Source organism: Nonomuraea fuscirosea, assembly GCF_035917475.1.
Lineage (GTDB): Bacteria > Actinomycetota > Actinomycetes > Streptosporangiales > Streptosporangiaceae > Nonomuraea > Nonomuraea fuscirosea.
This window is the reverse complement of sequence record NZ_CP109074.1, coordinates 11,817,313-11,836,232: the sequence shown is the minus strand read 5'-3', so window position 1 is coordinate 11,836,232 and position 18,920 is coordinate 11,817,313. Positions and strand designations below refer to the sequence as shown.

General features: G+C 69.9%; 19 protein-coding genes. 10 read left to right on the top strand and 9 right to left on the bottom strand.

Annotation, left to right across the window (positions count from 1 at the left end):
- Positions 1–74 precede the first annotated feature (74 nt).
- Entirely contained in the window at positions 75–1,505 is a 1,431-nt protein-coding gene (locus OIE67_RS54670; RefSeq protein ID WP_326635191.1) for a DHA2 family efflux MFS transporter permease subunit, read from the bottom strand.
- A gap of 79 nt (positions 1,506–1,584) precedes the next feature.
- Here OIE67_RS54670 and OIE67_RS54665 point away from each other — a divergent pair, with 79 nt between their 5' ends.
- The 3 genes from OIE67_RS54665 to OIE67_RS54655 all read left to right on the top strand — a co-directional run bounded on the left by OIE67_RS54665 (position 1,585) and on the right by OIE67_RS54655 (position 2,958).
- Positions 1,585–2,205 (top strand): TetR/AcrR family transcriptional regulator, encoded by a 621-nt coding sequence (locus tag OIE67_RS54665; protein ID WP_326635189.1) that lies wholly within the window; start codon positions 1,585–1,587, stop codon positions 2,203–2,205.
- A gap of 91 nt (positions 2,206–2,296) precedes the next feature.
- Complete coding sequence (locus OIE67_RS54660; RefSeq protein WP_146178217.1) at positions 2,297–2,539, top strand: hypothetical protein; 243 nt, start codon at positions 2,297–2,299, stop codon at positions 2,537–2,539.
- An 11-nt stretch (positions 2,540–2,550) separates the two neighbouring features.
- On the top strand, positions 2,551–2,958 hold the full coding sequence (locus OIE67_RS54655; RefSeq protein WP_326635186.1) for a hypothetical protein: 408 nt from the start codon (positions 2,551–2,553) through the stop codon (positions 2,956–2,958).
- Positions 2,959–3,031: 73 nt separating this feature from the next.
- Here OIE67_RS54655 and OIE67_RS54650 read toward each other — a convergent pair whose 3' ends face one another.
- The 6 genes from OIE67_RS54650 to OIE67_RS54625 form a co-directional block, all read right to left on the bottom strand.
- The gene (locus OIE67_RS54650) at positions 3,032–4,231 is read right to left on the bottom strand and encodes a CU044_5270 family protein (protein ID WP_326635184.1); all 1,200 of its coding nucleotides are present in this window, start codon (positions 4,229–4,231) and stop codon (positions 3,032–3,034) included.
- A complete protein-coding gene (locus OIE67_RS54645) occupies positions 4,228–4,824 on the bottom strand; it encodes an RNA polymerase sigma factor (RefSeq protein WP_245955893.1) in 597 nt (198 codons plus the stop codon). The genes OIE67_RS54650 and OIE67_RS54645 overlap by 4 nt, the downstream gene beginning before the upstream one ends.
- 77 nt (positions 4,825–4,901) lie before the next feature.
- Positions 4,902–5,240 (bottom strand): hypothetical protein, encoded by a 339-nt coding sequence (locus OIE67_RS54640; protein WP_326635181.1) that lies wholly within the window; start codon positions 5,238–5,240, stop codon positions 4,902–4,904.
- A gap of 201 nt (positions 5,241–5,441) precedes the next feature.
- On the bottom strand, positions 5,442–6,182 hold the full coding sequence (locus OIE67_RS54635) for a succinate dehydrogenase/fumarate reductase iron-sulfur subunit (RefSeq protein ID WP_326635179.1): 741 nt from the start codon (positions 6,180–6,182) through the stop codon (positions 5,442–5,444).
- On the bottom strand, positions 6,179–8,104 hold the full coding sequence (locus OIE67_RS54630; protein WP_326635177.1) for a fumarate reductase/succinate dehydrogenase flavoprotein subunit: 1,926 nt from the start codon (positions 8,102–8,104) through the stop codon (positions 6,179–6,181). The genes OIE67_RS54635 and OIE67_RS54630 overlap by 4 nt, the downstream gene beginning before the upstream one ends.
- On the bottom strand, positions 8,101–8,850 hold the full coding sequence (locus OIE67_RS54625; RefSeq protein ID WP_326635175.1) for a succinate dehydrogenase cytochrome b subunit: 750 nt from the start codon (positions 8,848–8,850) through the stop codon (positions 8,101–8,103). The genes OIE67_RS54630 and OIE67_RS54625 overlap by 4 nt, the downstream gene beginning before the upstream one ends.
- A gap of 133 nt (positions 8,851–8,983) precedes the next feature.
- Between OIE67_RS54625 and OIE67_RS54620 the strand changes: the two genes are divergently transcribed.
- Positions 8,984–9,922: a LysR family transcriptional regulator gene (locus tag OIE67_RS54620; RefSeq protein ID WP_326635173.1), complete on the top strand. Its 939-nt coding sequence runs from the start codon at positions 8,984–8,986 to the stop codon at positions 9,920–9,922.
- A 23-nt stretch (positions 9,923–9,945) separates the two neighbouring features.
- On the opposite strand, the gene OIE67_RS54615 is transcribed toward OIE67_RS54620, so the two are convergent.
- Positions 9,946–10,823 (bottom strand): IS5 family transposase gene (locus OIE67_RS54615; protein WP_407674929.1). Its coding sequence is split into 2 segments (ribosomal slippage): positions 9,946–10,427 and positions 10,427–10,823, totalling 879 coding nucleotides; the frame shifts between segments, so codons are not numbered across the junction.
- A gap of 201 nt (positions 10,824–11,024) precedes the next feature.
- Here OIE67_RS54615 and OIE67_RS54610 point away from each other — a divergent pair.
- From OIE67_RS54610 to OIE67_RS54585, 6 genes are all read left to right on the top strand, one after another.
- Positions 11,025–12,158 carry a PP2C family protein-serine/threonine phosphatase gene (locus tag OIE67_RS54610; RefSeq protein ID WP_326635171.1) on the top strand — a complete coding sequence of 378 codons (1,134 nt, stop codon included), beginning with the start codon at positions 11,025–11,027 and terminating at the stop codon, positions 12,156–12,158.
- Entirely contained in the window at positions 12,155–13,339 is a 1,185-nt protein-coding gene (locus tag OIE67_RS54605) for a sensor histidine kinase (RefSeq protein ID WP_326635169.1), read from the top strand. The genes OIE67_RS54610 and OIE67_RS54605 overlap by 4 nt, the downstream gene beginning before the upstream one ends.
- Positions 13,336–13,785: a response regulator gene (locus OIE67_RS54600; protein WP_106240731.1), complete on the top strand. Its 450-nt coding sequence runs from the start codon at positions 13,336–13,338 to the stop codon at positions 13,783–13,785. The genes OIE67_RS54605 and OIE67_RS54600 overlap by 4 nt, the downstream gene beginning before the upstream one ends.
- 192 nt (positions 13,786–13,977) lie before the next feature.
- Entirely contained in the window at positions 13,978–14,766 is a 789-nt protein-coding gene (locus OIE67_RS54595; RefSeq protein ID WP_106240728.1) for a hypothetical protein, read from the top strand.
- Between the two features lie 12 nt (positions 14,767–14,778).
- Positions 14,779–16,680 carry a fumarate reductase/succinate dehydrogenase flavoprotein subunit gene (locus OIE67_RS54590; RefSeq protein ID WP_326635165.1) on the top strand — a complete coding sequence of 634 codons (1,902 nt, stop codon included), beginning with the start codon at positions 14,779–14,781 and terminating at the stop codon, positions 16,678–16,680.
- Entirely contained in the window at positions 16,677–17,441 is a 765-nt protein-coding gene (locus OIE67_RS54585; protein ID WP_106240726.1) for a succinate dehydrogenase/fumarate reductase iron-sulfur subunit, read from the top strand. The genes OIE67_RS54590 and OIE67_RS54585 overlap by 4 nt, the downstream gene beginning before the upstream one ends.
- 56 nt (positions 17,442–17,497) lie before the next feature.
- On the opposite strand, the gene OIE67_RS54580 is transcribed toward OIE67_RS54585, so the two are convergent.
- Complete coding sequence (locus tag OIE67_RS54580; protein ID WP_326635162.1) at positions 17,498–18,883, bottom strand: hypothetical protein; 1,386 nt, start codon at positions 18,881–18,883, stop codon at positions 17,498–17,500.
- Positions 18,884–18,920: the final 37 nt, after the last annotated feature.

The window sequence follows — 18,920 nt, the reverse complement described above, 5'->3', positions numbered from 1 at the left end:
CGTATCGCCTCCTTCCGGTCGCAGCTGGGAACGTGATCTATCAGGCCAGAGTTCCTCTACCCGCCGCAAGCGAATTAGCGCGGTACGTCCGCTCTCTCCGCCTCCGCAGGCACGGCCGCCGGCGCCCTGGCCGTCCGGCCCGGGAGCAGCGGCACGAGGGCCAGGACGATCACCGTGGAGACGACGCCGACCCAGAAGACGCCGCGCAGGCCGTTCATCGTGTCGGCCGCGCTCTGCACGACGAGGGTGACCAGGGCGACGCCGAGCGCCGCGCCGAGCTGGTTGAGCATGTACAGGACGGAGCTGCCCTGCGCCACCATGGGCCCGGGCAGCGTCCGGTAGAGCGACCCCATGGTGGGCGCGCTGAAGCAGCCGCTGCCCAGGCCGAGCGTGAGCGCCGCCAGCGCCGACCAGACCTCCGGCGTCCCCGCCTCGATCCTGGTCAGGGCGAACATGCTCAGGATCGCGACGACCGCCCCGCCGGCGGCCAGGCCGCGCGCGCCGACCCGGTCGGAGAGCCGGCCGGCCAGCGGCATGGCGATGGAGCCGCCGAGCCCGAGCGGGGCCATGAGCAGCCCGGCCGCCAGCACGCCGTGCCCGTGTGCCTGCTGGTAGTAGAGGGGCAGCGCGAACAGGCCGGAGAACAGGCCCATGCCGCCGAGCCCCATGATCGTGACGCTGGCGCTGAATCCCCGGTTGCGGAACAGCCGCAGGTCGATCAGCGGCGTCCGGCGCCGGCCCAGGGCGTGCGCGGCGTACCCGGCGAGCAGGGCCAGGCCCAGTCCCAGGGGCGTCAGCGCCTGCCACACCGCGATCGTGCCCTGCTCGGCCGTCTGCGACAACCCCAGCACCACGGCCGCGAACCCGGGGCCGAGCAACGCCAGGCCCAGCACGTCCAACCGGGACGGTCCCGGCGAGCCCGGCTCGTCGGCGGGGATCACCCGTACGGCGAGCACCAGCGCCACCATCCCGACGACCACGCTGATCAGGAACATCGCCCGCCACGTGAACGCCCCCAGGATCGCCCCGCCCGCGATCGGCCCGAGCACCGGCCCCAGCGACAGCACCACACCCATCAGCCCCATCACCCGCCCGGCCCGCCGCGGGCCCGCGGCCCTGGCCAGCAGGATCAGCACGAGCGGATCGAGCAGCCCGGCCCCGAGCCCCTGCACGGCGCGGAAGGCGATCAGGCTGCCGACGTTCCAGGCCAGCCCCGCGGCCAGCGAACCGGCCAGGAACACCAGCAGCCCCGCCGTCCACAGCCGCTTGCCGCCGTACCGGTCGACGGCCCAGGTGGTGAACGGGATGGTGGCGGTCACGGCCAGCAGGAACCCGGTGGAGGCCCAGCCGACCGTGCTCAGCGACGTGTCGAACGCCAGCACCAGGGTGTCGGTGGCGACGGCGGCCATCGTGCTGTTGAGGATGCCGAGCAATCCGCCGAGCAGGACCACGGCGATGATCCCCACCAGCCGGCGACCCAGCCGATCATCATTATCTGAACTCATGAGTTAAACATAAATACCTCGCCCGTACGATTGCAACCAGCTCGTCCATCAACCTGAACCCGCGCGTACAATCGATGGCATGAGCACCACCCGCGGACGGATCGACAAGCGCCAGGCGATCCTGGACGGCGCCTTCACCGTGTTCGCCCGGCACGGCTACGCCCAGGCCGGGGTGGAGGACGTCGCGCGCGAGGCGGGCGTGGCCAAGCCGACGGTCTACAACCACATGACCGACAAGGCGACCCTGTTCCGGCACGCCATGAGGGCCGCCGCCATGGACGCGCTCGACCAGCGCGTGGCCGCCCTGGCGCCGCTCGCCGACCCGGGCGACGATCTGCCCGCCACGTTGGAGGACGTCGCCCTCACCCTGCTCCGCCTGCACACCGACAGCCGCTACTGCGCCCTGCGCAGCCTGCTCTACTCGGAGATCACCCACTTCCCCGACATCCTCGACATCGTCAAGGAGTTCGGCCTCGATCGCGTCAACCAGGCGCTGGCCGACCGGCTGGCCCGGCTCGCGCTGGCCGGCCGGCTGCGCACCACGGACCCCGACCTGGCGGCCGAGCAGTTCATGGCCCTGGTCCTGGGCCCCCTTGAGGCCCGCTCGCAGATGGGCACCCGGCAGTTGGAGGAGGCCGAGCTGGCGGGCATCGCCCGCGCGGCTGTGGAGACGTTCGCGCGGGCCTGGATTGTGTCCTAGAGCTCGTCGCGCCCTAACCAACACGTATGGGAAATATCGCCGACAAGGCCCCTTGTCGGTGTTAGTCAAGGGATATAGTCTGCCGCGTGTGGTGGAACGAGATGATTACGCGGCCATCCGCGACCGCATCATCGGGCTCTCCCGCCTCCACGGCCTGCGCCCCGACTGGGTGGAGACGACGAGGCGGCAGCGCTTCCTGCTGCTGTGGGACGCCGGGGGCCGGGTCGCGGCCCGCGCCATCGTCCCGCTCTACCCAGGGGAGACGCCACAGCTCGTGGACTCCCTCGAAGAAGGGCTGGCACACCTTTTCGGCGACGGCTGGCTGAAGGACTGACTGGAGCACCGATGACCGCAGACCGCGTCGACGTCCACGTCACCATGGCCGGCAGCCTGTGGCTGGCCCAGGTGGACGGCGTGGCCGGCGGCATGTCCGCCCGTACGCTCAAGGAGTTGCACGCCGACGTCACCGAGGGGCTGCCGTTCCTGTTCGCCGACCGCCCCAGGCCGCCGTCCCCGGTCTACCACTACGCCCTGCCCGGCCTGTCGGAGCAGGACCTCGACGACTTCGCCGCCCTCCAGCGCCAGGCCGCCGCCATCGCCGAGGACTACACGCGGACGCTGAAGAAGCGGGTCAAGCACATGCACGAGCTGGGGCTGTCGGACGGCGACATCGGCGAGCTGCTCGGCCTGACCAAGCAGCGCATCCAGCAGATCCGCACGAACGCCAACGACGCGGCCCGCCAGAGCGGCTGACCACACAAGCCGCCAGAGCGGCTCGCCGGCGCGGATGCGCGCCCGGCGAGCCGCGTGCCCGGAGACGACGAGGTCAGGAGCCCTTGGGTCCCGCGTCCGTCCAGCCGGACCCGATCAGCACCTCCGACGTCCACACCGTGCCCGGCTCCAGCCCGGCCTGGAACGTGCCCGCCTTGACCACCACGTTCTCCCTGGCCAGCGCCCGCCCGGTCGACTCGTCGAAGACCAGCCGCTTCTCGTCGATGCCGCCCCCGTGCGTCGGCTCCTGCACCGACACGGCCGTCCCGCTCCGCCCCTCGGCGTCGGTGACGTCGGCGGTCACCTTCGCCTCGTCGAGCTCGGCCAGCATCCGGAAGGCGGCCCCCCGGACCTCGGGCGTCACCGGCATGTCCATGATCAGCCCCATGCTGACCGTGAACAGCCACACGTCGCCCGACATCTCCTGGCTGTCCCCTTCGGTCCCGTGGCCCTCGTAGGAGGCCATCAGCCACTTCTTCAGCTTCGCCGGGTCGCTCGGCAGCCCGCGCAGGTCCTTCATGGTGACGTTCCGGCCGAGCCAGAACACCTTGTCACCGTCGACCAGCGGGCTGCGCTCGGTCCTGGCCGGGCGCGGGGAGGTGGACAACGGGATGGCGCCGTACTTCTCCTTTCCGCTCCCCTTGCCGGGGATGACGGCCTCGAACGCGGACGGCGACCCCGCCCGCTCCCACGCCTTCCTGTCCTGCTCGGTGGCGGGCCGCGCGCCGAGCGACTTGCTGCGCGACCACTGCTCGCCGCCGGTGGCGCTGGGCGTCCAGCCTTCGAGGCGGTTCCGGTCCACGACCAGGTAGCCGCCGTCCTTGACGGTGTAGAGGTTCCGGCTCACCGACTCGCTGTGCCAGTAGTCGCCGCTGCCCTCGTCCTGCCGCGCCGCGTTCTCGGCCGCCGCCAGCAGCACCTGCCTGGCCGGCAACGCCACCCGCGGCGCCCGCGTCCGTGTGCCGCTCGCGCTGGGTTCCGCGCTCGCCACCACCCCCGTGCCGCCTGGCGCCCGGGACGGGTTCGCGGGCACCGGTCCGTTCCCGGACACCACCACCACGGCCGCCGTCACGGCCGCCGCGGCCCCCGCCAGCCCCAGCCCCCAGGCCGGTCGTACGACTCTGCGCCGGGCCGGCGCCAGCCGGGGTCCCGACATCGCCCGGGCCAGCTCCGTGGCCCTGGTCAGCTCGTCCACCCGGCCGCCGTCGTCCAGGTGCGCGGGCTTGGCCGCCCGAAGTTCGTCGATGGGGTTCATGACCACTCCTCGCTGAGGTTCCGCACATGGGGCGTGGGCGACTCGCGCCGGACCGGCTCTCCGGCGTACGGCGCGCTCGAAGACGGCTCCCCGGAGTACGGCGCACCCACCGCCGCCTCCCCCGACTCGATGGCCTGTTTGAGCCGTTTGCGAGCCCGATGCAGCCGCACCCGGTACGCCGCCGACGAGCACCCGATCACCCGCGCGGCCTCCTTGGGCGACAACCCGTGCCAGGCGACGAGGACGAGGATCTCCCGGTCGTCCTCCCGCAGCGCGGCCAGCGCGCGCACGACCGCCATGCGCTCGGTCACCTGGTCGGCCACGTCCCCTTCGGTCCACGCCTTCAACTCGGCGGCCATGGCCTGCCTGCGCACCTCCGCGCGCACGTTGTCGCGCAGGACGTTGCGGGCGACGCCGAGCAGCCAGGGCAGCGCCGGGTCGGGCACGTCGTCCAGCCGCCGCCAGGCGATCGCGAACGTCTCACTGACCACCTCGTCCGCGACCTGCCGCCCGGCACGGCTGACGACGTAGGCCCAGACCCGTTGCCGGCATTCGTCGTACATGCCGGTGAACCGGTGCGCATCATCCGCCACCGCCCAGCCCCTTCGTTCGGAATGCGTTCTTCTGACACCAGGAAGTGGTCACATCCCGCCCGTTGTTACCGCCCGTCTCAGAGAATTCGGCGCGGCACCACCACGGGGTCCGCACCTTCGACCAGCGTAGGCACTCCCACCAGCAGCACGTCTCCCCTGCGCCGCGGCGCGTCGGCCCGCCCCTTCCGGTCGTTGACGGCGGTCGCCGCCACCAGGCCTGCCTCTCCCCGGAACTCGGCCCGACCGCGTAGCCAGTCTCGGGCGCACTGCTCGAAGTGGGGACCCAGGACGCCGGCCACGAACGTCGGCCTCGACCGCTGCCAGGCTTGTGCCGACTGCCCCGTGTCGACGAGATCGCGCTGCGGCACGGTGATCAGATTGTGAAAGCGCACGATGGGGTCCACCACGGTGATCACCGGGCGTCTCTCCCACAGGGGATCGGTGTCGTACCGGAGGAATCCGGCGCTCGTCAGGGCCTTCAGCGGGCGGGCCGGCGCGGTGCGCGGCTGCTCCAGCAGACCGCCGATCTTCGCCTCGGTTTGCTGACCATCTGATCACCTGCGTTCAGAACGATGGGCGCAACTATGATAGTTGCGCCCATCATTCTGAACCGGCTCCTACTTGGCGTTCGCCTTCAGGTAGTCGCTGTTCATCTGGGCGATCGTGTCCAGGGGGATGCCCTTCGGGCACACCGCCGTGCACTCGCCCGTGTTGGTGCAGCCGCCGAAGCCCTCCGCGTCCATCTGGTCAACCATGGCCTTCGCGCGGGTGAGGCGCTCGGGCTGGCCCTGCGGGAGCAGGCTCAGGTGGGTGATCTTGGCGGCGGTGAAGAGGGAGGCCGAGCCGTTGGGGCAGGCCGCCACGCAGGCGCCGCAGCCGATGCAGGTGGCCGCGTCGAAGGCCGAGTCCGCGTCCTCCTTGCGCACCGGGATGCTGTGGGCGTCGGGCGCGGAGCCGGCCGGGACCGAGACGAAGCCGCCCGCCTGGATGATCCGGTCGAACGCGCTGCGGTCCACGACCAGGTCCTTGACGACCGGGAACGGGGCCGCGCGCCACGGCTCGATGGTGATCTCGGCGCCGTCCTCGAAGTGGCGCATGTGGAGCTGGCACGTCGTGGTGGCGCGCTGCTCGCCGTGGGCCACGCCGTTGATGACCATGCCGCACATGCCGCAGATGCCCTCGCGGCAGTCGTGGTCGAACGCGATCGGGTCGTCGCCCTCCAGGATGAGGCGCTCGTTGAGCACGTCGAGCATCTCCAGGAAGGACATGTCAGGGGAGACGTCCTCCACCTTGTACGTCACCATGCGTCCGGCGTCGGAGGGGCTGCTCTGCCGCCAGACGCGCAAGGTCAGGTTCACTTGTAGCTCCGCTGGGTCATCTTGACGTACTCGTACTCGAGCGCTTCCTTGTGCAGCACCGGCCCGTCCTCGCCGCCGAACTCCCAGGCGGAGACGTGCGCGAAGTGCTCGTCGTCGCGCAGGGCCTCGCCGTCGGCGTCCTGGGACTCGGCGCGGAAGTGGCCGCCGCAGGACTCGGTGCGGATGAGGGCGTCCAGGCACATGAGCTCGGCCAGGTCGAAGAAGTCGGCGACGCGGCCGGCCTTCTCCAGCACCTGGTTCAGCTCCTCGGCGGTGCCACTCACCTTGACGTTCTGCCAGAACTCCTCGCGCAGCTCGGGGATGCGCTCCAGCGCCTTGCGCAGCGACTCCTCGGTGCGCTCCATGCCGCAGTAGTCCCACATGAGCTTGCCGAGCTCGCGGTGGAAGGAGTCGGGCGTGCGGGTGCCGTTCACGGACATGAGCCGGTCGATCTTGGTGCGGACCCTGATCTCGGCCTCCGCGACGGCCTCGTCGTCCACGTCGCCGAACGGGCCCGCGGCCAGGTAGTCGCCGATGGTGGTCGGAAGCACGAAATATCCGTCGGCCAGGCCCTGCATCAGCGCCGACGCGCCGAGCCGGTTGGCGCCGTGGTCGGAGAAGTTGGCCTCACCTACGACGAACAGACCGGGGATCGTGGACTGCAGGTCGTAGTCCACCCACAGCCCGCCCATCGTGTAGTGGACGGCGGGGTAGATGCGCATCGGCACGTCGTACGGGTTCTCGCCGGTGATGCGCTCGTACATCTCGAACAGGTTGCCGTACTTCTTCTCGACCGCGTCCCGGCCGAGGCGGTCGATGGCGTCCCTGAAGTCGAGGTAGACGCCGAGCCCGCCGGGGCCGACGCCGCGGCCCTCGTCGCAGACGTTCTTGGCGGCGCGGGAGGCGATGTCGCGCGGCACCAGGTTGCCGAAGGCCGGGTAGATGCGCTCCAGGTAGTAGTCGCGCTCCTCCTCCGGGATGTCGCCAGGGGCGCGCTCGTCGTTCTTGCGCAGCGGCACCCACACGCGGCCGTCGTTGCGCAGCGACTCGGACATGAGCGTGAGCTTGGACTGGTACTCGCCCGACACCGGGATGCAGGTCGGGTGGATCTGCGTGTAGCAGGGGTTGGCGAAGTACGCGCCGCGCTCGTGGGCCCGCCAGATGGCGGTGGTGTTGCAGCCCTTGGCGTTCGTGGACAAGAAGAACACGTTGCCGTAGCCGCCGGTGGCCAGCACCACGGCGTCGGCCAGGTGGCGCTCGATCTCGCCGGTGACCATGTCGCGCACGATGACGCCGCGCGCCCGCCCGTCGGCCACGATCAGGTCGAGCATCTCGTGCCGCGTGTGCATCTCGACGGTCCCGGCCGCGATCTGCCGCTCCAGCGCCTGGTACGCGCCCAGCAGCAGCTGCTGCCCCGTCTGGCCGCGGGCGTAGAACGTACGGGAGACCTGGGCGCCGCCGAAGGAGCGGGTGTCGAGCAGGCCGCCGTATTCACGGGCGAACGGTACGCCCTGCGCCACAGCCTGGTCGATGATGTTCACCGAGACCTGGGCCAGGCGGTAGACGTTCGACTCGCGGGCGCGGAAGTCGCCGCCCTTCACGGTGTCGTAGAACAGGCGGTAGATGCTGTCGCCGTCGCCGCGGTAGTTCTTGGCGGCGTTGATCCCGCCCTGCGCGGCGATGGAGTGGGCCCGGCGCGGCGTGTCCTGGTAGCAGAACGACTTGACGTTGTAGCCCAGCTCACCCAGGGTCGCCGCGGCCGAGCCGCCCGCCAGGCCGGTGCCGACGACGATCACGTTGAGCTTGCGCTTGTTGGCCGGGTTGACCAGCTTGGCGCCGAACTTGCGCTTCTCCCAGCGTTCCTCGATAGGCCCGGCGGGAGCCTTGGTGTCCCTGATCGCGGAACCTTCGGTGTACTTCACTTGACAACTCCGAACGTGATCGCGAGGGGCGGGGCCAGGAAGCCGATGACCAGGACCGCGGAGACCAGGGCGGCCGACGCGCGCAGCAGCCGGTAGCGGCCGTGGCCGGCCCAGCCGAGGGTCTGGAAGGCGCTCCAGAGGCCGTGCCGCAGGTGCAGGCCGACCATGACGACGGCGACGATGTAGATCAGCGTCACCCACCAGCGGGAGGCGTCGAAGCCGGCGATCATCCGGTCGGCGGGGGCCGCGTCGAAGCCCTTCGGGTTCACCACGCCGAAGGTCAGGTCGAGCAGGTGCCAGATCACGAACAGCACGATCGTCACGCCGCCCCAGCGCATGATGTGCGTGGTGTAGCCGCCGGCCTGCGACTTCTTGGCCACGTACTTGACCGGCCTGGCCTTGCCGGCGCGGCGGGACAGCGAGATCGCGGCCCACATGTGCAGGCCGACCGAGGCCACGAGGGCGATCTCCACGAGCGTCAGCAGCGTGCGGTAGGGAGCGAGCGGCTCCAGCAGCGTGCGCAGAGCGTGGGCGTAGTCGTTGAAGGACTCGCGGCCGAAGAAGATCTTGAGGTTGCCGAGCATGTGGCCGAGCAGGAAGAGCACCATCACGGCGCCCGTGACGGCCATGACGGCTTTCTTGCCGTTCGAGGAGCCCAGGAACCCGCCCGGCTTCTTCCTCGTCGGGGCCTTACGGGGAGGGGTAACAGACGCGGTGGCGGCACCGCGCTCTATCGTGGCAGTCACGTCATCGACGCTAGGTATCCAGCATTGATCCGTCCAAGTCATCACAGATCTGGTTTCGATAGCCAGGGGCTATGATGAGGCAAGGCGCGGCTTTTATCGTCGCCTTACGCCGGGCCGGTGCGAGGAAAATCACATGCAGTTCCAGCAGCTCGCGTACTTCGTCGCGGTGGCGGAGGCCAGGCACTTCACCCAGGCGGCCGAGCGCATGCGGGTCGCGCAGCCGTCGCTGAGCAAGCAGATCAAGGCTCTGGAGGCCGATCTCGGCGCGCCCCTGTTCTCGCGGGCGCGCGGCAACGTGACGCTGACCGCGGCCGGCGAGGCGCTGCTGCCGCTGGCCCGCCGGATCCTGGCCGACGCCGACACCGCCAGGCAGGAGGTGGCCGAGCTGGCCGGGCTGCGCCGCGGCCGGGTGCGGCTGGGGGCCACGCCGTCCCTGTGCGCGGGGCTGCTGGCCGACGCGCTGGCCCGCTTCCATCGCGCGTACCCGGGGATCGAGCTGCTGGTGGAGGAGGGCGGCTCGCGTGACCTGATCAGGGCGCTGGCCAGGGGGCAGCTCGACCTGTCACTGATCATCATGCCGCTGCAGAGCGACGATCCCTCGCTGGTGACCGAGGAGATCCTGCGCGAGAACCTCGTCGTCGTCGCCCCGTCCCACGAGCAGATCAAGGGTCCCTACCTGCGGATCGAGGACCTGCGCGGCCGGGCGATGGTGATGTTCAGGCGCGGCTACGACGTGCGCGAGGCGACGCTGGCGGCGTGCCGGCAGGCGGGCTTCGAGCCCCGGTTCGCGGTCCAAGGCGGGGAGATGGACGCCGTGCTACGGTTCGTGGAAGCGGGACTGGGCGTGGCCGTGGTGCCGTCGATGGTCCTCGACGGGCGGCCCGGCCTGCTGGGCACGCCGCTCGCGCCACCCGGGCTCAGCCGGACGATCGCGCTGGCCCACCGCAAGGACGTCGAGCCGACCAGGGCCGCGCAGGCGTTCAGACAGACCCTGCTCTCCTTCGTCCTGGAAGCAGATCACGAAGGGACGCTTCCGCAAGGGGTCGAACTCATCGCGGAAGCCGGTCACTAGGCCGTGTTTCAGAAGTAGTGGACTCATAGCCAGGTGTCGATCACGGCGATGTGGATGGTCGCTTCGTAGCGCACGGCCAGCTTGTCGAAACGGGTGGCCACCGCTCGGTAGCCCTTGAGCCGGTTGATGCCACATTCCACCGCGTGGCGCAGCTTGTACGACTCGGGGTCGAACGCCGGTGGCCGGCCGCCCTGGGAGCCCTTCCTGCGCCGGGCGGCGGCTTGGTCCAGCTTGATCGGAATGGTGGCCTTGATGCCGCGCCTGCGCAGGTAACGGCGGTTTCCGTGCGAGCTGTAGGCCTTATCGGCCAGCACCCGGTCCGGCCGAGTCCGGGGCCGGCCCCCGCCCAGGCGCGGCACCCGGATACCCTCCAAGACCGCCCTGAACTGAGGACTGTCACCACGCTGCCCGGCCGTCAGCACGATCGACAGCGCTCGGCGGCCCTGCTCGGTCGCCAGATGCAGCTTAGTGCTCAAGCCGCCACATGAACGCCCCAGCCCGTGATCGGCCGGCTCCTCCCGCACCCCGCCCGGCGACTCGACCTGCAGATCCCCCTTTTCCGCGCCCCTGCGGCGTGCTGATGGGCCCGGCAGACGGTGGAGTCGACACTCACATCCCACGTGATCAGCCCGGCCGCGTCCGCCTGGGCTTGCAAGACGGTCAGGATCTGCTGCCAGATGCCGGCACGCTGCCAGCGCCGGAACAACCCGTAGATCGTCTGCCAGCATCCGTACCGCTCCGGCACGTCCCGCCACGGCGCACCCACCCGCACCCGCCACCGGATACCGTCGATGAGCTGCCGTTTCGTCCAGATCGGCGGGCGCCCTGGCTTCCGGCCGACGGGCAACAGCGGCTCCAGCACCGCCCACTGCGCATCGGTCAGATCAGCCCGCCCCGCCACCGGTAAGGTGTCCACGAGGTCTCCGTGCAGATGGTCTTCTTGGTCGTTGACTCATCTACCGGAGACCTCCTCTTTTGTCGATCTACGTCACCGCGCAACCGCCACGCAACTCACTTCTGAAACACGGCCTAGTGCCCGCTTCCGCAAGGGGTTGAAGTCATCGCAGAATGAGCATCTAGCGGTCCTACCCGGAGAGGCTTTTTGACGGCGAACCTTTCGCAGACGCTCACGCTGCTGCTCATCGAGGACGACGACGGCGACGCGTTCCTCGTCGAGGAGTTGCTCAACCAGGCCCAGGCACCGCCGCGCATCTTCAGGGCGCGCAACCTGCGCGAGGCCAAGGAGCAGCTGACCCCCCAGATCCAGTGCGTGCTCGTCGACCTCTCCCTGCCCGACGCCAGCCGGCTGGAGGCGCTGGAGGAGGTGCTGGCGCTGGCGCCGCACACGGCGGTGCTGGTGCTCACCGGGCTGCGGGACGTCCACGTCGGCGTCTCCGCCGTGCAGTCGGGAGCCCAGGACTACCTGGTCAAGGGCGACGTGGACGCCCGGCTGCTGGCCAGGTCCATCCGGTACGCGATGGAGCGCAAGCGCGCCGACCTGGCCCAGCTCAAACTCGTCCAGGCCGAGCTGACGGCCCAGGAGAACGCGCGGCTGGAAAGTGCCCTGCTGCCCGGCCCGCTGCTGCGCTCGTCCGCCATCGAACACGTCACCCGCTACCTGCCGGGCAGCGGCGGCACCCTGGCCGGCGACTTCTTCGACACCGTGCAGACGCCGGACGGCTCCGTGCACATGGTGATCGGCGACGTGTGCGGCCACGGCCCCGACGAGGCCGCGCTCGGCGTGGCGCTGCGCATCGCCTGGCGCACGCTGGTCCTGGCCGGGCAGCCGGACGACACGCTGCTGCGGACGCTCGACACCCTGCTGCGGGCCGAGCGCAAGGCCCCCGAGATCTTCACCACGCTGTGCACGGCCACGATCAGCCCCGACCTGAGCCACGCCACGATGCGCGTGGTCGGCCATCCGCCGCCGCTGCTGGTGCGCGACGGGGAGGTGCGGGTGGTGACCGAGGCGCCCTCCGGCCCGCCGCTCGGCATCTTCGCCGACGCGGAGTGGGCGGTCATCGACGTCCCACTGGGCACGGAGTGGTCGATGATGCTCTACACCGACGGCCTGATCGAGGCCGCCGTCGGCGAGCCGAGCCGGCTGCTCGGCGTGGAGGGCCTGCTCGACCTGGTACGCGAGCACGGCGCCATCGACCTCGACCGGCTCATCAGCCACGTGGGCACGCTCAGCGACGACCTGGCCGTGGTCATGGTGCGGAGGTGCATCACATGACGATCCATCCCCTTCCCCCTCCCAAGCAGCCGATCGGCCTGGGCCGGGTGCCCGTCGCCCACTGGTTCCTGGCCACCGCGACGGTGGCGGGCCTCACCTTCGTCGCCGGGGTCGTCATCGTCATGACGATGACCGCGAGGACCGCCGAGCTCAACCCGCAGCCCGAGGTGGCCGCGCAGATCGAGCGGCTGACCGTGGCCCTGATCGTGGTCTTCGCCCTCCTGCTCGCCTGCGGCGCCGGGCTGGCCGTGATCGTGCGCTACGCCGTGCTCAAGCCCATCGGCCAGCTCACCGAGCAGGTCCGTACGGTCGCCGGCGGCGACTTCGACCGCGACCTGCACGTCGACAGGCCCCTTGAGCTGGCCGAGCTGTCCAGCCACATCGACTCCATGCGCGCCCGCATCGTCTCGGCCTGGCGCACGGCCGCCGACCAGACCGAGGAGCTGAGCCGGTCCAACAGCGAGCTGGAACAGTTCGCGTACGTCGCCAGCCACGACCTCCAGGAGCCGCTGCGCAAGGTGGCCAGCTTCACGCAGATGCTGGAGCAACGCTACGGCGACCAGCTCGACGAGCGGGCCAGGCAGTACATCCACTACGCGGTGGACGGCGCCAAGCGCATGCAGCTGCTGATCAACGACCTGCTCGACTTCTCCCGCGTCGGCCGGGTCACCGGCGAAAAGGCCGAGACCGAGTCGGGCACGGCGCTGGACCGGGCGCTGGAGAACCTCTCGGCCACGATCGAGGACACAGGCGCCACCGTCACCCGGGACGAGCTGCCCCGTGTCGTCGGCAACCAGGTGCAGCTCACCCAGCTCTTCCAGAACCTCATCGAGAACGCGGTCAAGTTCCGCGCCGAGGATCCGCCGCGCGTGCACATCGGGGTCAGGCGCGACGGCGACCGGTGGGAGTTCAGCTGCTCCGACAACGGCATCGGGGTCGAGCCCAAGTACGCCGACCGCATCTTCCTCATCTTCCAGCGGCTGCACCCGCGCGACGTCTACCCGGGCACCGGCATCGGGCTGGCGCTCTGCCGCAAGATCGTCGAGTATCACGGCGGGACGCTCTGGCTCGACGGAGACCGAGACGCAGACGCAGACGCAGACGCAGACGCAGACGGAGCCGGGGACGGGCACGGCGCGACGTTCCGATGGACGCTGCCCGCCGCGGGAGACGAGCGATGAACGACTGGCGGCCGATCGAGGTGCTCCTGGTGGAGGACGACCAGGGCGACATCCTGCTCACCAGGGAGGCGTTCGACCTCAACAAGGTGCGCAACCGGCTCAACGTGGTCAACGACGGCGAGCAGGCGATGGCCTACCTGCGCCGGGAGGGCGACTACGCCGGCGCGCCGCGCCCCGACCTGGTCCTGCTCGACCTCAACCTGCCCAGGATGAGCGGTATGGAGGTGCTGGAGGAGGTGAAGGCCGACGCCGAGTTACGCACGATCCCGGTGGTGATCCTGACGACGTCCGAGGCGGAGGAGGACATCCTCCTCAGCTACCGGCTGCACGCGAACGCATATGTGTCGAAGCCAGTGGACTTCGAGCAATTTATTCGCGTTGTCCGGCAGATCGATAACTTTTTCGTGACAGTGGTGAAGTTGCCGCCCCTGGAACAGCCCCTCTGACGGGCTACGTGACAGGAATCACAGCTAGTCATCGAAAAAGTGAGTGACCCCGCTCACAAATGTCGATCCCGTCGTCGTAACGTATCCCCCACCAACGCGCGCCCGAGCGGATCCCGCCCTAAGAGCGCGCCCAGTGAAACGAAACCACGGACCCCCTGCGCTAAGGGTCCGCGGGAGGTGGAGAGGTCCGCGATGACCCAGACGACGCCCGAAGCCCCGGTCCGCCGGCAGCGTGCGCAAGTCAAGGTGCGCACCCTGCGTACGGACAGATGGTGGCTGGTCCCGCTCGTGACGTTCTTCGGGCTCAGCTCATTCCTTGTCTACGGTGTATGGGCGATCATCGACAACAGCATCTTCGTCGATCCCTACATCGCCCCGTTCGCCTCGCCCTGCCTGGCCGCGGTCACGTGTCCCGAAGGGGCGCAGCTGTTCGGCTGGGCGCCGATCGGCGACTGGTACACGCTGTCGCCGGGGCTGCTCATCCTGGCCCTGCCCGGTGGGTTCCGGCTGACCTGCTACTACTACCGCAAGTCCTACTACCGCTCCTTCTGGCTCTCGCCGCCGGCCTGCGCCGTGCAGGAGCCGCACGGGAAGTACACCGGTGAGCGGCGCTTCCCGCTGATCATGCAGAACATCCACAGGTACTTCTTCTACGCGGCCATCGTGATCGGCCTCATCCTGGCCTACGACGCCGTGCTGGCGGTGGTGCACAAGCCGCTCGGCCTGGGCAGCTGGATCCTGATCGCCAACGCCGTCCTCATCAACGCCTACACGCTGTCGTGCCACTCCTGCCGGCACATCACCGCGGGCAGGCTCAACCACTTCTCCCGTCACCCGCTGCGGTACCGGGCCTGGACGTTCGTGTCCAAGCTCAACGCCAAGCACCAACCCCTCGCGTGGGCCTCGATGTTCTCGGTCATGGGCGCCGACCTGTACGTGCGCCTGGTGGCCAAGGGCATCATCGCCTTCCCGTACGCGTAAGGACAGCTTTCAGTGGAAAACACGCACAACATAGAGCGCCACGATTACGACGTCATCGTCATCGGCGCGGGCGGGGCCGGCCTGCGGGCCGCGATCGAGGCCCGTCAGCAGGGCAAGCGGACCGCGATCATCTGCAAGTCGTTGTTCGGCAAGGCCCACACGGTCATGGCGGAGGGCGGCGCGGCCGCCGCGATGGGGAACGTCAACTCCGACGACAACTGGATGGTGCACTTCCGTGACACCATGCGGGGCGGCAAGTTCCTCAACAACTGGCGGATGGCCGAGCTGCACGCCAAGGAGGCGCCCGACCGCGTGTGGGAGCTGGAGGCCTGGGGCGCGCTGTTCGACCGCACCAAGGACGGCAAGATCAGCCAGCGGAACTTCGGCGGGCACGAGTACCCACGGCTCGCACACGTGGGCGACCGTACCGGCCTGGAGCTCATCCGCACCCTGCAGCAGCGCGTCGTGGCCCTCCAGCAGGAGGACTACGAGACCCACGGCGACTACGAGGCCTACATCAAGGTCTTCGCCGAGTGCACGGTCACGCGGCTGCTCAAGGACGGCGACGCGATCTCCGGCGCGTTCGGCTACTGGCGCGAGACGGGCAACTTCGTCCTCTTCGACGCCCCCGCCGTGGTCCTGGCCACCGGCGGCATCGGCAAGTCGTACGTCGTCACGTCCAACTCCTGGGAGTACACCGGCGACGGCCACGCCCTGGCCCTGCTGGCCGGCGCGAACCTGATCAACATGGAGTTCATCCAGTTCCACCCCACGGGGATGGTCTGGCCTCCGTCGGTGCGCGGCATCCTGGTCACCGAGTCCGTCCGCGGTGACGGCGGCGTGCTGCGCAACTCCGAGGGCAAGCGCTTCATGTTCGACTACATCCCCGAGGTGTTCAAGGACAAGTACGCCACCACGGAGGAGGAGGGCGACCGCTGGTACACCGACCAGGCCAACAACCGGCGCCCGCCGGAGCTGCTGCCGCGTGACGAGGTGGCCCGCGCGATCAACGCCGAGGTGAAGGCCGGCCGCGGCTCACCCCAGGGCGGCGTCTTCCTCGACGTCTCGACCCGCCTGCCCGCCGAGGAGATCAAGCGGCGGCTGCCGTCGATGCACCACCAGTTCAAGGAGCTGGCCGACGTCGACATCACCGCCGAGCCCATGCAGGTGGGGCCGACCTGCCACTACATCATGGGCGGCGTCGAGGTCGACGCCGACAGCGGCGCGGCGGCCGTTCCGGGGCTGTTCGCGGCCGGCGAGGTCTCGGGCGGCATGCACGGCTCCAACCGGCTGGGCGGCAACTCGCTGTCCGACCTGCTGGTGTTCGGGCGCCGGGCGGGCGCGGGCGCGGCGGCGTACGTGGACGGCCTGGCCGCGCGGCCCAAGGTCGAGTCCGAGCTGGTGGACGCGGCTTTGGAGGAGGCGCTGGCCCCGCTCAACCGCGGCGGCGAGAACCCCTACGAGGTCCACCACGAGCTCCAGCGCACGATGAACGAGCTCGTCGGCATCATCCGCAAGGCCGAGGAGGTCTCCGAGGCCCTGGAGGCCGTGGAGAAGCTCAAGGAGCGCGTGCGCATGGTCGGCGCGGCCGGCTCGCGCATCTACAACCCGGGCTGGCACCTCGCGATCGACCTGCGCAACATGGTGCTGGTGTCGGAGTGCGTGGCGCGCGCCGCGCTGCTGCGCGAGGAGAGCCGCGGCGGGCACACCCGCGACGACTTCCCCGGGATGAACCCGGGCTGGCGCCGCAAGCTGCTCGTCTGCTCCACCGCGGACGGCGCGTCCGTGCAGGTCGAGGAGAAGCTCCAGCCGTCCATGCGGGACGACCTGATCACCCTCTTCGACCGGGACGAGCTGAGCAAATACCTCACCGACGAAGAGATGGCCGAGTTCGACGGGATAGCGAAGTCATGAGCTACAAGGCAAAGTTCAAGGTCTGGCGCGGTGAGGGCGGCGAAGGCAAGCTCGAGGACTTCACCGTCGAGGTCAACGAGGGCGAGGTCGTCCTCGACATCATCCACCGCCTCCAGGCGACGCAGGCGCCCGACCTGGCGGTGCGGTGGAACTGCAAGGCCGGCAAGTGCGGCTCGTGCAGCATGGAGATCAACGGCAAGCCCCGGCTGGGCTGCATGACCCGCATGTCCACCTTCGAGGAGGACGAGACCATCACGGTCACGCCGATGCGGACCTTCCCCGTCATCAAGGACCTCGTCACCGACGTGTCCTACAACTACCAGAAGGCCCGGGAGGTGCCGTCCTTCACGCCGCCGAGCGGGGTGAAGCCGGGCGAGTACCGGATGAAGCAGGTCGACGTCGAGCGCTCGCAGGAGTTCCGCAAGTGCATCGAGTGCTTCATGTGCAACAACGTCTGCCACGTGATCCGCGACCACGAGGAGAACAAGACCAACTTCTCCGGTCCGCGCTTCCTCATGCGGATCGCCGAGCTGGACATGCACCCGTACGACGTGGCCGACCGGCAGGACGCCGCGCAGGAGGAGCACGGCCTCGGCTACTGCAACATCACCAAGTGCTGCACCGAGGTCTGCCCCGAGCACATCAAGATCACTGACAACGCGCTGATCCCGATGAAGGAGCGCGTGGTGGACCGCAAGTACGACCCGCTGGTGTGGCTGGGCAACAAGATCTTCAAGCGCAGCAGCAGCAACAGCAAGTAGGCGTACGACAAAGGAGCGGGGGCCGGACATCCGGCCCCCGCTCCTTGTCGTCTGTGCTACTTCTTCTTCCTGCCGAAGAGCCCGCGCTTGGCGTCGGGCATCTCCTTGGTCGGCTCCTGCGGCTGCTCCTGGAGCTGGGGCGGCAGCGGCTGCACGGCCGTCACGTCCGCGTCGGGCGCCAGGTAGGGCGGCGGCTCGTAGTCCGAGGCCACGGAGTCCCCATGACCCGGCTCGCTCTCCCTGGAGGACGCGGGTTCGAACAGCGAGCCCGCGGCCGGCTTCCAGGGGTCCGGGTCACCCGATTCGGCGGCCGAGGCCGGGCCGAGCGGCTGCTCCTGGTCGCCGTCGTACGGGCCGGCCCCGCCCGGCGGGATGTCCGACGGCACCGGCGGGACCAGCGGCTCGAACGGGTCGCGCTCCCGCGCACCGGACGCCGGCTCGAACGGCTCACGTACCTCGGTGGCCGGCTCGAACGGGTCGCGCTCGCGGACGGGCGGCTCGCTGTAGGAGTCGAACTCGTCCGGATGCAGGACCACGGGCTCCTGTACGGGCTCCTGGTACGGCTCCTGGACGTAACCCTGGGGCGGATACGGGTGGTTCGGGTCCTGGTAGCCGGGCGGGACGCTGGGGTAGGTCTGCACCGGCACGAAGCTGATGATCGGCGCGTACGCGGTGCCGCCGGGATAGCCGGGAGCCTGGAAGCCCGCCGTGGCGTAGCCGGGCCCCGCCGGGTAGCCGGCGCCGGGCGGAGGCATCTCGGGCCCGGCCATCGGCGGCCCCGCCTTCCGTACCGCCGCCGCGTGGGCCATCCGGCGCAGCCGGCCCTCGAAGATGAGCACGGCGAAGAGCGCGAGCAGGACCAGCACCAGCGCGGGGATGCTGAGCTTCTGCGTCAGCGTGCGCTGGTCGAACTCCGGCGCCGCGTTACGCAGCTCCAGCGGCACCTCCTCGTCGGAGGCGACCTGCGTCTCGCTGGGCGTCGGCACGGCGGGGGTGGTCTCGTCCGGCGCGATGGCCGGCATCGAGACGCTCTCCTCCTGGGTGGGCGTCGGCTCCGTCGTGGGCGGCACCTCGACGGACTGCGTGGGCAGCGGCTGCGGGTTCTGCTCGGGGGTGGTCGGCGGAGGCGTCGAGGCGGGGGTGGTCTTCGTGGGGGTCGGCGCCTTGGTCTTCTTCGTCGGGCTCGCGGTCACCGTCTTGGTGACCGTCGTCTCCGGCGCCGAGTCCGTCTCCTCGGGAGTGGGCTCGCCCAAGGTGGTGGTGACCGTGACGGTGGTCTCGGGGGTGATGTCGCAGACCTCGCCGACGTCGCACGGCTCGACGGGGTCCAAGGCCGTCACGGAGGCACTCGCGCTCTGCACGATGAACGGGGTCGCTCCGGCGCCCGTCAGTGCGAGTGCCAGGACGACAGCGGACAGGGCTGTCGCTCGCGTGCGTGCCACCGGTGCCCTCCGCGCAGTCCCGAAACCATGGTCAAGG